The organism is Amycolatopsis sp. WAC 01416 (genome assembly GCF_003947485.1).
In the GTDB taxonomy this organism is placed as follows: Bacteria; Actinomycetota; Actinomycetes; order Mycobacteriales; family Pseudonocardiaceae; genus Amycolatopsis.
The window spans coordinates 343,669-355,617 of record NZ_QHHX01000011.1 but is presented as its reverse complement, the minus strand read 5'-3'; the positions used below and the strand labels follow the sequence as shown (position 1 = coordinate 355,617).

Genomic DNA, 11,949 nt, shown 5'->3' with positions numbered 1-11,949 from the left:
GACCGCGTGTCGCCGCCCGAACGGCGCACCGTCACCGGGCCCTCACCGCCTACTCTGGTGGAATGCAGCGGCGGATCTTTGGCATCGAGACCGAGTTCGGGGTCACGTGCACCTTTCATGGGCAACGCAGGCTCTCCCCGGACGAAGTGGCGCGTTACCTGTTTCGGCGTGTCGTGTCCTGGGGGCGTTCGTCGAACGTCTTCCTGTCGAACGGCTCGCGGCTCTACCTCGACGTGGGCTCCCACCCGGAGTACGCGACGGCCGAATGCGACGACCTCGTCCAGCTCGTCACCCATGACAAGGCCGGGGAGCGCATCCTCGAGGACCTCCTCGTCGACGCCGAGCGGCGGCTGGCGGACGAGGGCATCGGCGGTGACATCTTCCTGTTCAAGAACAACACCGACTCGGCGGGCAACTCCTACGGCTGCCACGAGAACTACCTCGTGACCCGTGCCGGGGAGTTCTCCCGGATCGCCGACGTGCTGCTGCCGTTCCTGGTGACCCGGCAGCTGATCTGCGGCGCGGGCAAGGTGCTGCAGACGCCGCGCGGCGCGGTCTACTGCCTGTCCCAGCGAGCGGAACACATCTGGGAAGGCGTCTCCAGCGCCACCACGCGCTCGCGGCCGATCATCAACACACGCGACGAGCCGCACGCCGACGCCGAACGCTACCGGCGCCTGCATGTGATCGTCGGCGACTCCAACATGGCCGAACCGACCACGATGCTCAAGGTCGGCTCGGCGCATCTGGTGCTGGAGATGATCGAGGCGGGTGTCCAGTTCCGCGACTTCACCCTGGACAACCCGATAAGGGCCATCCGCGAGATCAGCCACGACCTCACCGGCCGCCGCCAGGTGCGGCTCGCCGGCGGCCGCGAGGCGTCCGCGCTCGACATCCAGCGCGAGTACCACGCGCGTGCCGTCCAGCACGTCAAGGAGACCGGTTCGTCGCCGCAGTCCGAGCGCGTCGTCGAGCTGTGGGGCAGGGCGCTGGAGGCGGTCGAGCAGCAGGACTTCAGCAAGATCGACACCGAGATCGACTGGGCGATCAAGCACCGGCTGGTCGAGCGCTACCGCAACAAGCACGACCTCGACCTGTCGAGCCCGCGGATCGCCCAGCTCGACCTGGCCTACCACGACATCCGCCGCGGCCGTGGCATCTTCGACCTGCTGCAGCGGAAGGGCCTCGTGCGGCGGGTCACCGACGACGGCGAGATCGAACTGGCCAAGGACACCCCGCCGCAGACCACGCGCGCGAAGCTGCGCGGCGACTTCATCGCCGCCGCGCAGGCCGCCGGGCGTGACTTCACCGTGGACTGGGTGCACCTCAAGCTGAACGACCAGGCGCAGCGGACCGTGCTGTGCAAGGACCCGTTCCGTTCGGTGGACGAACGGGTCGAAAGGCTCATTTCCTCGCTCTGATCGACCCCCGGCTCAGAGCCGGCCGACACGCGATCGTCACTCCAGGTACCGTGGAGGTCGCTGTGGGTTCTGAGCCGGGGAGGGCGAGGATGGACGACGAGCGGTGGGCGTTCGAGGAAGAGCTGGAACAGGACGACGATCCACCGAGGTCGTCCGCCGCTGAACCGGTTCCCGAACCCGACCGGATCGCCGGGCGGGATCAGGACGGTGTCGTCACCGTGGTCGTCTCACCGGATGCGGACGTCCTCGCGGTGGCCCTCGCTCCGGAGTGGAAACGGTCGGTCGACCCGCGCGGGCTGCACAACGCCGTGGCAGCGGCGGCGAACGCCGCCACCATCGCGGCTTTGGCTCGGCAAGTGGACGACGTCGCCCGCAATCCGCCCGCCATGCCGACCTTCGGTGCGACACCGGCGTCCATCGCCGACGAGTCCCCCCTCGGCACACAAGACATGCTTCGTCTCGTGGAAGCCGCGACCGCCGAGTTGGCACAGTTCACTCAGCGGGCCGCCGAGGTCGTCGACCGCCGCATCTCCGCCGAGAGCTGTGGTGGCCATGTCCGTGGCTCGGTTACCCATGGGCAGATCGTCGACGTGGAAATCGACCAGGCCTGGGTGGCGCAGGTCCGGACGGGCGAGATCGAGAGCGAACTCCTCGACGTGCTCAGCCGGCTTCGCGGGGCCAGTGCTCCGACGGGCCTCGCCGACGGCCCGCAAGGACCCGCGATCGCCGAGATCATGGGCCTGCTCTTCGACCCGCACCGGATGGCGCGCCGCGTCGGTCTCGAACCGTCGATCAGCGAGGAGCGGCCGTAATGGCGGACGACTACGACATCGCGCTGGCGCTGGACGCACTTCGTTCCGACGCGGACGTGTGGGACAGGGCCGCAGACGATCTCGCCGCTCCTCGTGCGGCGATCGATCCGCTGGGCCTCGGACCCGGCGACGTCATGTCGTACGCGGCGGCGAAGGGACTCGACAAGCAGTACAACCAGGCCCGCGCCCTCATCCAGGACATGATCGACCAAGCGGGAAGCAACTTCCGTGCGCTGTCCGCCTCCTTGCGCGCGGCCGCCGACCGGTACGCCCACGACGAGGACCAGCACGCGCTCGATATCGATCGCGCCGGCCGCGGCTAGCGAAACATCCGAGGGGAATCCGCCATGACGGCCGCTGGAGCGAATCCGGTCATCGATCAGTCGATGGAAAAGCTTCGTGAAATCGAAGACAAGATCCGTGCGTTGTTCGACCAGGTGAACAGCGTGATGAGCTGGGTGCCGGACATCCTCTCGGATCTGATCGAACCCGTCCGCCGGGTCATGAACGAGCTCAACCAGAAGGTGACCGAGCTATGGGACGCGACCAAGAAGTTCGTCACGGACCGTGGAGATCCCGCCAAGCTGAGGCAAGTGGCCGCCGAGTGGTCCGATCGGATCGGTAGCGGTATCGGCGAGATCGCCGGCTCGGTATCGCTCGACAAGCTCAAGACGAACATCGAGTGGAGTGGCAAGGCGGCCGAGACATACAAGGTCACTGTGCCCGCTCAGGTCGCGGGGCTGAACTCTCTCAAGGATCTGGGGTTACAGATCCGGAACTCGCTCGTCAACCTCGCCAACGGTCTGGAGAGTTTCTGGCTTCAGATATATGGGACCCTTTCGGCTTTGGGCATCGCTGTCGCCGTGGCCATCGTCAGTGCCATCAGCGTTGTCGGCATCCCGGCCGCGGTCGTGATTCTGATCGGCGTGCTCGGCGCCGGCATCGCGTCGATCTTCACCACCATCAGCGCGGTGGATTCACTCACCAACAGCATCGGGGTGGAACAAACCGCTATCGAGGACAAGGTGAACTCGCTCGGTGCCACGTGGCCAAGGACCAACACGGAATCGATGTCGCATTCATCGGACTGGAAGCGGCAACCGTGACCTACCCGACCGTGTGGCCGACGGAGCCCTATCGTCCGCTCCCACCCGCGATGATCGGCGCCATTCGCGAAATCGCCACCAGTCTCGGGATCGGAACGGGTGCCGTCGGCCTGACCATGGTGGTGGTCATCCAGATCGCGGGGCGGATTCTTCCGACGTCGAGTGACGGCGCCAATGTCGTCACCATGGGAATGGCTACCTTCGCGGCCGTCGCGCTGTTGTTGTCGGGTATCGCCATGATGACGGCACGGTCGCTCGTGAGAACCGGCAGCGTGGAGACGAAAGGCGCCATCCTCCTGCGAGGAGTCGAGGCGGGGTTGTGCGGTGGTGCTCTTTTCGCGACGGCGATCTTCTTGATCTTTTATGTTTCCCGTGTCGCCTCATCCGGTCGATACGACCCCCAGGACAGAATCGAAGTGACGCCCGGCATCGTGATGTACACGCTCCTGCCGGTTCTCGCCCTGATCCTCACGATCGTCAACGCCGTCGTCGCTCACCGGTTGCTCTTCCCGACGGTCGAGAAGGTGCGGAATCATCTTGAGCGGGAGTCCGGCTGATTCGGGTCTCGCCAGGTCGCCGTCGAGCAGACTAGGGTTGCCCGCGCGGTTCTTCGACCGAGGGAGAGGTGCGCCGATGCGCCGTGCGTTGCTGGTCCTGCTGGGAGCGGTCGTCCCGCTGGCGTTCACCGGGGTCGCGCAAGCCGCGCCGGAATGGCCCGAGCCGAGGTGGACGGAGACTCCGACGGGTACGGACGCGCAGTTGCGCGGACTCGCCGCGGTGGACTCGCGCACGGCGTGGGTCAGCGGGAGCGGGGGCACCGTACTGCGCACCACCGACCGTGGCCGTTCCTGGAAGCCGGTCGCCCCGACGGGCACCGAGGCGCTCGACTTCCGCGACATCGAGGCATTCGACGCCGATCACGCCGTCGCCCTGTCCATCGGGCCTGGCGACGCGTCCCGGATCTACCGTACCGACGACGGCGGCAAGAGCTGGCGACTGTCCTTCCAGAACAGTGACCCGGCCGCCTTCTACGACTGCGTCGCGTTCTTCGACCACCGGCGCGGGCTCGCGATGAGCGATCCGGTGGACGGCAAGTTCCGATTGCAGTCCACTTCGGACGGCGGGCGGACCTGGCAGCCCGTGCCGTCCGAGGGGATGGTACCCGCGCTCGACGGCGAGTTCGGGTTCGCCGCCAGCGGCCAGTGCCTCACCACCTCGGGCCCGCGTGATGCCTGGATCGCGACCGGCGGTGGCGCCCGCGCGCGGGTCCTGCACTCCGGCGACGGCGGGAAGACCTGGGAGGCCGCGGACACCCCGTTGCCCAGTGGCGCCTCCGCCGGGGTCTTCTCGGTGACGTTCCGGGACCTGCGGCACGGCGTGGCCATCGGTGGCGACTACGCGGCGCCGAACGCGCCGGGTCCGGCGGTCGCGCTGAGCGCCGACAGGGGACGCACGTGGCGGACACCGCCCGAGGCGCCGGTCGGCTACCGCTCCGGGCTGGCGTGGCTGGGGAACACGGTCATCGCCGTCGGCCCCGGCGGGAGCGATCTGAGTCCGGACGGCGGGCGGCACTGGAAGTCGTTCGACACCGGATCGTTGGACTCGGTCGACTGTGCTCGCGGCGCGTGCTGGGCGAGCGGGGCGAAAGGCAGGGCCGCCCGGCTCGGGTCGTGAGCGGCGCTCCGTGAAGGACTCCTTGAGGGACCCTGAGTCTCTCAAGGAGGCCTTCATTTGTGTGCCTACGTCTGACCTGCGGGTTGGCGGGTGGGTCGTGAGGTGATGTCACCACCGGGCCGATGGACGTCGCGCGTGATCGAAGGCGGAACTCGCGTGATTGGAGGCCGATCTCGCCCGTGACCGGGTCCGCCGTGAGTTCCGCTTCCAATCACGCGAGTTACGCGTCCAATCACGCGTGTCACGCCTAAGGCCGCACGACAACCAAGGGGATCTCAGAGCGCGAGCCCCGAGTAGTGGGTAAGCAAATGCGGTGCCCCAAGGAGTCCTTCACGGACTCAGACACACGCCTCTGGCCCCAACAACGATGGCGCGCGGAGGCCCCTTCGCGACCGCCTGTACCGATAAGCTCGAAGGATCATGACCGCACAAGCCGAACCCGTCCCGGAGACCACCGAGCACCTCGTCGAGGTGTTGAAGGCACTCGCCAACCCGATCCGCCTCCAGGTGCTCGGGTGGCTGCGCGAACCGGACCGGCACTTCCCGCCGGAGAACGCGATCGCCGATCAGAACGAGGTCGGCGTCTGCGTCAGTCATCTCCAGGCGAAGCTGGGGCTCGCGCAATCCACCGTGTCGGCGTACATGGCGTTGCTGCAGCGCGCCGGGCTCGTCCGGTCCACCCGTGTGGGCAAGTGGACGCACTACCGCCGTGACGAACAGCGGATCGCGCAGCTCGTCGACCTGCTGGGACGCTCCATCTGAGCTCAGGTCGAGTACAACATATCGAACATCTGCGATACTTCGATATGTTGTACTCGACCTGAGGAGAGACGGATGGAACTGGGGCGTTTCGGGATCTGGACGTTCGACTTCGAAGACCAGCCCGCGAGCATGCTGCGGGATTCGGTGCGGGAGCTGGAAGAACTCGGCTGGCCGTCGATCTGGATCCCGGAACGGGACGGGCGGGAAGCCCTGACCCACGCCGGATTCCTGCTCGCGTCCACCGAACGCATGGCCGTGGTCAACGGGATCGCGCGGATCGGCTCCCGCGGTGCGCGCTGGACCCGCGGCGCCGCCCTCCTGCTGGCCGACGCCTATCCCGGCCGGCACGTCCTGGGGCTCGGCTTCGGTGGCGCGCGTCCCGGCGTCAAGCCGCTGGAGGCCATGAACGACTACCTCGACGAACTCGACACGGTCACGAGTGCCAACCCGTTGCCTGCCGTGCCGATCCGGCGCCTGCTGGCCGCGTACGGACCGAAGATGCTCGATCTGGCCCGAGACCGCTCCGAGGGCGCGCACACCTATCACGTGCCGGTGTCGCATACCGCCAAGGCGAGGGAAGTGCTGGGGGAGAAGGCCTTCCTCGGCGTCGAGCACGCCGTGCTCTTCGAAACCGACCCGGGCAAGGCGCGCGGGATCGCTCGCGAGCATCTGCACGGCTACCTGACGTCGGAGTACAACGTCGCCAAGTTCCTCCGTCTCGGCTACACGGAAGCAGACCTCGACGGTGGCCGCGGCAGCGACCGGCTCGTCGACGATCTCGTGTTCTGGGGCGACCTCTACACCGTCACCGCGAAACTGCGCGGCCATCTCGACGCGGGCGCCGACCACGTCGGGATCCAGGTCATCGGCGTCGAACCCGGCGAGTCGGCCATGCCGCACTGGCGACGGCTGGCCGAGTCGCTGCTGCCGGGCTAGCGGACCTGCCCGGTCGGGCGGACCACGATCTCGTTGACGTCGACCGAGGGCGGTTGCTCCAGCGCGTAGAGCACCGCCCTCGCGATGTCGTCGGGTTCCAGTTTCGGCTTGGACTTCGAGTCCTCAGGGATCATCGAGGTGTCCACCAAACCCGGCTGGACGACGGTGACCCGGACGCCGGTGCCGACGGCCTCCTCGCGGATTGATCCAGCGAGCCCGGTCACCGCCCATTTCGTCGCCGAGTAGAGGTTCCCCGGCCGGTGGTAGCGCCCGGCGACCGAACCGGTGAGCACGAGGTGCCCCTTCGATTCCGCCAGCGACGGCAGGGTCGCCCGTGCGGTGAGGGCGGTGCCGTAGACGTTCGTCAGCACCATGTCCCGCCACTGCTCGGGGTCCGCGCCGCCGACCCCGGCGAACGAGACCACGACGCTTTGCCCCGCGTTGGCGAACACCGCGTCCAGCCCGCCGAAGGTGGTCTTCACCGTCTCGACCGCGGAGGACAGCGAACCCCAGTCGGTGACGTCGACCGCGAGCGCGAGGGCGCGATCCTCGCCGAACTCGGCGACGAGGGGGAGCAGCGCCTCGCGGTCGCGGGCGAGCAACGCGAGCCGGAACCCGGCCGCGGCCGCCCGGCGTGCGGTGGCCTCGCCGAGACCGCGGGAGGCGCCGGTGATCAGCAGTACTCGATCGTTCATGCCTCCAAACTAGGCGGCGTGTACGTCTCCCATTCGGGCACCGGTTCGCCGGTGAGGGAAGCGCCGAGCCGGTCGAGATAGAAGTGCCAGCCCTTCGCGATGTCCGAGGTGTCCCAATCCGGCTTGGGCATCCGGTGCACGAAGTCGAGCACCGTTCCGTCGCCGCGCGGTGTCAGCGTCAACTCCACTCGCCAGGTCGGCTCGTCGGTGTTGTGCAGATCCATGGCCAGCCGTTTCGGCGGATCGCATTCGCGGATGATGGCGGGCGACGGTTCGGAGCCCTCCTCCGCGGTCATCAGCAGCATGATCGTGTTGCCGACCCCTGTTTCGCCCGTCCATGTGCCGATCCAGCGGGCCGTGCGCTCGGATTCGGTGAGCGCCGACCAGACGTCTTCGATCGGGTCCGGATACTCGCGCCGGAGTTCGAGCCGGGTTTCGTCTTCGTTCATGATGCTGTCCATGATGCGAAGATAACCGTAGGCTTAATTAAGCGTCAACTTATTCGTTGGTCAGTACCAGCCGCCCGCGGAGCCCGCCCGTGGCAAGGCGCTCGTGCGCTTTCGCCACCTCGTCCAAGGGCGACGTGTCCGCGACCCGCAGAGCGAGCGCGCCTTCGTCGACGAGGGCCGTCAGATCGGCCAACGCGGCGCCGTCCGCGCGGATCCAGACGTGCTCGACCCTGATGCCGCGCAAGGGAATCGGGGCCGCTCCGGCCGCGAACACCACGAACCGGCCACGGTTCGCCACGGCGTCCAAGGCTTCGAGCCCGAGCAACGCGGTGTCGAGCGCCGCATCGACACCGCCGGGGATCACCGCGCGCACGCGATCGGCCAGGAAGTCGCCGCGCGGCACGAAAACCTCCGCGCCGAACCCTCGGACCAGTGCCTCGTCGGCGGGACCGGCGACCGCCACCACGCGAAAACCGCGGGCCTTGGCCAAGGTGACCGCGTAGCCGCCGACAGCACCCGCCGCACCGGTCACCAGTACCGTCGCATCCGCCGGAAGGTCGAGCAGATCGAGGGCCTGGACCGCGGTGAGACCGTTCAACGGCAGGGTCGCGGCCTCCACGAGGGATGCCGTCCGCGGGGCAGCGGCGACCGCGTCCGCGTCGAGCACGACGAACTCGGCGTGCGTGCCGAGCGCCGTCGACGGCCGGTCCCGCAGGCCGATCACGGCGTCGCCCGTGGCGAACCCGGTGACACCGTCGCCCACCGCGTCGACGGTCCCGGCGACATCCCAGCCGATCCCGATCACCTCACGCGGCGGGATGATCCCCGCCTCGGTGAGAAAACCCGAGCGGGTCGCGGCGTCGACCGGGTTGACCCCGGCCGCGGCCACCTTCACCCGTATCTGACCGGATCCCGGGACGGGCACCGGGATCTCGGTGAACTCCAGGACTTCCGGACCGCCGAACCGGCGGACCACCACTGCGCGCATCGTTCTCCTCCAAGGGGATCGTTCCAGGCGAACGTATGGGGAGTTACTCTCCATCGGGAAGTACGCACCTCGAGGTGCCCAACCCACGCGGAGGTACGCGCACCGTGGTCACGCGCACGGCACAAGAACGGCGGAACGAGGAGAAACGGGCCTACGACGCCTATCTCGCGGCCTGTCCCGCCCGGAAACTGCTCGACGAGGTCTCGGGTAAGTGGGTGAGCCTCGTCCTCGTCGCCCTCGGAGACGGGCCCCAGCGCTACAGCGACCTCTCCCGCCGGATCGCCGGCGTCAGCCAGAAGATGCTCACGCAGACCCTGCGGACCCTGGAACGCGACGGCCTGCTGACCCGTACGGTCACCGCTTGCGTGCCGGTGCGGGTGGACTACGAACTGACGGAACTCGGCCGGAGCCTCCGGCAACTGCTGGCCGGGATCAAGGACTGGGCCGAGACGCGCTTCGACGAGGTCGAGACCGCCAGGGATCGTTACGACGCGCGATCGGCGGCTGTCACCATCGGGTCGGACGGCGCGGGCTAGGGTAACCGGGTGTCCACCGCTCGCGCCGAACGTCTGGTCAACCTGGTTCTGGCCCTCCTGTCCACTCGGCAGTACCTCACCGCCGAGCGGATCCGGGGCATCGTGCCCGGGTACGCCGACGCGGCCAGCGACGAGGCGTACTTCCGGATGTTCGAGCGCGACAAGACCGAACTGCGCGAACTCGGCATCCCGCTGGAGACCGGCCGCAATTCCGCGTTCGACGCGATCGACGGCTACCGCATCGCGCGGCGCGACTACGAACTCGGCGAAATCGACCTCGCGCCCGACGAGGCGACCGCGGTCGGCCTCGCCGTCCGGCTCTGGGATTCCCCGGAACTGACCGGTGAGGCCCAAGGCGCGCTGGTGAAGCTCCGCGCGGCGGGCGTCGAGGTCGACGATCACGCCCCGACGGTCGTGGAGCCCCGCGTCCGCGCGGAACCGGCGTTCGGTCCGTTGCTCGCCGCCGTCCAGGCCGGGCAGGCGGTGCGCTTCGAGTACCGCCGCAGCGGTTCGGCCGAACGCAAGATCCGCACCCTGGAACCCTGGGGCGTGGTGTCCTGGAAAGGTCGCTGGTACGTCGTCGGGCACGACAGGGACCGCGGCGCGTCCCGCTGCTTCCGCCTTTCGCGCGTGACAGGGAAGGTCGACGCCTTCGGCCCACCCGGCGTCGTCGAACGCCCGGAGGGGGTCAACCTGCTGCGGATGGTCTCCGCCAGCAGCAGTGAGGACCCGTCCGCCGTGACCACGGCCAGTGTCTGGGTCGCCGACGGCAGGGCCGCCGGGGTCCGCCGCCGCGGCCGGGTGGTCGGCCGCAGCCACGCCGGGGGAGAAGAAGGCGACCTCGTGGAGATCGAGCTGTACTACCCCGAATCCGCCGCCGACTGGCTCACCGCCCACGGCCCGGACGTCCTCGTTCTCGAACCCGAGGTCCTCGCGAAGTCCGTCTTCAGCCGCCTCGAGGCCATCGCGCACGCCGGCGGTGCCCGATGAGCGCCACCGGACGGATGCCGCGGCTGCTCGCGCTCGTGCCCTATCTGCTCGCCAGGCCCGGGATCAAGATCGACGACGCCGCTCACGACTTCGACGTCACGCCCAAGCAGCTCCGCAAGGACCTCGAACTGCTGTGGATGTGCGGGCTGCCCGGCTACGGCCCCGGCGACCTGATCGACCTCTCCTTCGAGGGCGACACGATCGTCGTCACGCACGACGCCGGCATGAACCGCCCGTTGCGGCTCACCGGCGGCGAGGCGACGGCCATGCTCGTCGCGCTGCGGGCACTCGCCGAGACGCCCGGCGTGGTCGACGCCGACGCGGTCCGCCGCGCCATCGCGAAGATCGAGGCCGCGGCAGGCCAGGCCCAGCCGTCGGGGATCGTCGTCGGCGGGGGAGTACGGGAAGGCAAGAAGACCGCAGGCACCCGCGAAGCCGTCCGGGCCGCTCTCACCGCGAAGCGCGCGTTGCGGATCCGGTACTACACGGCGTCGAAGGACGAGATCACCGAGCGCACCGTCGATCCGATGCGGCTGCTCATCGTGCAGGCGGTCGGCTACCTCGAAGCGTGGTGCCGCCGGGCCGAGGATGTCCGGCTGTTCCGCCTCGACCGTATCGACGAGCTCACCGTGCTCGACGAACCCGCCGTCCCGCCGGCACACGCGCGGCCCACTGACATTTCCGATGGTGTTTTTCGACCGCGTCCCGATCAGCAGGAAGCCGTCCTCGTCCTCGATCCCGACACACGCTGGGTAGCCGAGTACTACCCCTGCGAGGAGCTCGACGAGCTCGACGGCGGACGCCTGCGGATCCGGATGCGCTACGCCGACGAGTCCTGGATGGTCCGGTTGATCCTCGGTTTGGGCGGAGACGCACACGTCGAAAGCCCTGCCGCGCTCGGTGAGGCAGTTCGTCGACGCGCGGCCGACGCGCTGGCCCGGGCTCGTCACCTAACGTCAACCTACGAGCAGTAGGGTGACGCCGTGTCGTACCTGCCGAGCATCGCGCTCGCCGTCGCCGGGCTGCTCCTGCTCTTTGTTCTGCTAATCAAATTACGCAGAGTCTTGCGCGTGCTCACCCATACGATGAGCATGGTGGCTACGAACACCCGAAAACGGACAGGGCTCCTTCGCGCCCGGTCGGCCGCGCTCCGCGTGGCGATCGCGGAACGACGTGGGCTCGAAGACCGGTAACATCACACCTGAGAGACTCGAGAAGGAGGCCGCAAACGATGAACGCGCTGCAGCCGTGGCACATCATCATCCTGGTGCTCGTCGTTGTCCTGCTGTTCGGCGCCAAGAGGCTTCCGGACGCCGCGCGGTCCATCGGCAAGTCCATGAAGATCTTCAAGGCCGAGACCAAGGACATGGCCGGGGACAAGGACAAGGCCGCCGAGACCGAAGAGGTCGAGACCAAGCAGCTGCCGCAGGCCACCACGCCCGCGCCTGCCGCGAACGCGCAGGACAAGCAGGTCGCCGACCTCCAGCGTCAGCTCGACGACCTCAAGAAGCAGCAGGCCGCCACGCCCGCTCCGGCCGAGCAGGCGCAGAAGAACGCCAGCTGAGCGGTCTTTTTAGCAA

16 protein-coding genes are annotated in these 11,949 nt (G+C 68.3%); 13 read left to right on the top strand and 3 right to left on the bottom strand.

Annotated elements, in window-relative coordinates; all coding sequences use genetic code 11:
- Nucleotides 1-62: 62 nt before the first annotated feature.
- The 8 genes from pafA to DL990_RS34495 all read left to right on the top strand — a co-directional run bounded on the left by pafA (nt 63) and on the right by DL990_RS34495 (nt 6,711).
- Complete coding sequence (gene pafA, locus DL990_RS34530; RefSeq protein ID WP_037319655.1) at nt 63-1,421, top strand: Pup--protein ligase; 1,359 nt, start codon at nt 63-65, stop codon at nt 1,419-1,421.
- A gap of 89 nt (nt 1,422-1,510) precedes the next feature.
- Nucleotides 1,511-2,233: a hypothetical protein gene (locus tag DL990_RS34525; protein WP_125801234.1), complete on the top strand. Its 723-nt coding sequence runs from the start codon at nt 1,511-1,513 to the stop codon at nt 2,231-2,233.
- Nucleotides 2,233-2,556 (top strand): hypothetical protein, encoded by a 324-nt coding sequence (locus tag DL990_RS34520; protein WP_125801233.1) that lies wholly within the window; start codon nt 2,233-2,235, stop codon nt 2,554-2,556. The genes DL990_RS34525 and DL990_RS34520 overlap by 1 nt, the downstream gene beginning before the upstream one ends.
- A 24-nt stretch (nt 2,557-2,580) precedes the next feature.
- Nucleotides 2,581-3,339 (top strand): hypothetical protein, encoded by a 759-nt coding sequence (locus DL990_RS34515; protein WP_125801232.1) that lies wholly within the window; start codon nt 2,581-2,583, stop codon nt 3,337-3,339.
- Nucleotides 3,336-3,896: a hypothetical protein gene (locus DL990_RS34510; protein ID WP_233620665.1), complete on the top strand. Its 561-nt coding sequence runs from the start codon at nt 3,336-3,338 to the stop codon at nt 3,894-3,896. Before DL990_RS34515 ends, DL990_RS34510 begins: the two co-directional genes overlap by 4 nt.
- A 76-nt stretch (nt 3,897-3,972) precedes the next feature.
- On the top strand, nt 3,973-5,013 hold the full coding sequence (locus DL990_RS34505; RefSeq protein WP_125801231.1) for an oxidoreductase: 1,041 nt from the start codon (nt 3,973-3,975) through the stop codon (nt 5,011-5,013).
- A 420-nt stretch (nt 5,014-5,433) separates the two neighbouring features.
- Nucleotides 5,434-5,775: a helix-turn-helix transcriptional regulator gene (locus tag DL990_RS34500; protein WP_125787707.1), complete on the top strand. Its 342-nt coding sequence runs from the start codon at nt 5,434-5,436 to the stop codon at nt 5,773-5,775.
- A 72-nt stretch (nt 5,776-5,847) separates the two neighbouring features.
- Nucleotides 5,848-6,711: a TIGR03620 family F420-dependent LLM class oxidoreductase gene (locus DL990_RS34495; protein WP_125801230.1), complete on the top strand. Its 864-nt coding sequence runs from the start codon at nt 5,848-5,850 to the stop codon at nt 6,709-6,711.
- Here the strand turns inward: DL990_RS34495 and DL990_RS34490 are convergent.
- Genes DL990_RS34490 through DL990_RS34480 form a run of 3 tightly spaced genes read right to left on the bottom strand, consistent with a single transcriptional unit; the run spans nt 6,708 to nt 8,843 of the window.
- Complete coding sequence (locus DL990_RS34490; RefSeq protein WP_125801229.1) at nt 6,708-7,406, bottom strand: SDR family oxidoreductase; 699 nt, start codon at nt 7,404-7,406, stop codon at nt 6,708-6,710. The two genes, DL990_RS34495 and DL990_RS34490, sit on opposite strands and share 4 nt — an antisense overlap.
- On the bottom strand, nt 7,403-7,867 hold the full coding sequence (locus DL990_RS34485) for an SRPBCC family protein (protein WP_233599060.1): 465 nt from the start codon (nt 7,865-7,867) through the stop codon (nt 7,403-7,405). Before DL990_RS34485 ends, DL990_RS34490 begins: the two co-directional genes overlap by 4 nt.
- Nucleotides 7,868-7,904: 37 nt before the next feature.
- Nucleotides 7,905-8,843, bottom strand: a complete 939-nt coding sequence (locus tag DL990_RS34480) for an NADP-dependent oxidoreductase (RefSeq protein ID WP_125801228.1) — start codon at nt 8,841-8,843, stop codon at nt 7,905-7,907.
- A 104-nt stretch (nt 8,844-8,947) separates the two neighbouring features.
- Here DL990_RS34480 and DL990_RS34475 point away from each other — a divergent pair, with 104 nt between their 5' ends.
- The 5 genes from DL990_RS34475 to tatA are packed head-to-tail and all read left to right on the top strand — an operon-like array spanning nt 8,948 to nt 11,933.
- A complete protein-coding gene (locus tag DL990_RS34475) occupies nt 8,948-9,379 on the top strand; it encodes a helix-turn-helix domain-containing protein (protein ID WP_125787878.1) in 432 nt (143 codons plus the stop codon).
- Nucleotides 9,380-9,388: 9 nt separating this feature from the next.
- Complete coding sequence (locus tag DL990_RS34470) at nt 9,389-10,369, top strand: YafY family protein (RefSeq protein WP_125801227.1); 981 nt, start codon at nt 9,389-9,391, stop codon at nt 10,367-10,369.
- On the top strand, nt 10,366-11,343 hold the full coding sequence (locus DL990_RS34465; RefSeq protein ID WP_125801226.1) for a YafY family protein: 978 nt from the start codon (nt 10,366-10,368) through the stop codon (nt 11,341-11,343). Before DL990_RS34470 ends, DL990_RS34465 begins: the two co-directional genes overlap by 4 nt.
- A gap of 9 nt (nt 11,344-11,352) precedes the next feature.
- A complete protein-coding gene (locus tag DL990_RS34460) occupies nt 11,353-11,562 on the top strand; it encodes a bacteriophage holin (protein ID WP_125787713.1) in 210 nt (69 codons plus the stop codon).
- A gap of 38 nt (nt 11,563-11,600) precedes the next feature.
- Nucleotides 11,601-11,933 carry a Sec-independent protein translocase subunit TatA gene (tatA, locus tag DL990_RS34455; protein ID WP_125787714.1) on the top strand — a complete coding sequence of 111 codons (333 nt, stop codon included), beginning with the start codon at nt 11,601-11,603 and terminating at the stop codon, nt 11,931-11,933.
- Nucleotides 11,934-11,949 lie beyond the last annotated feature (16 nt).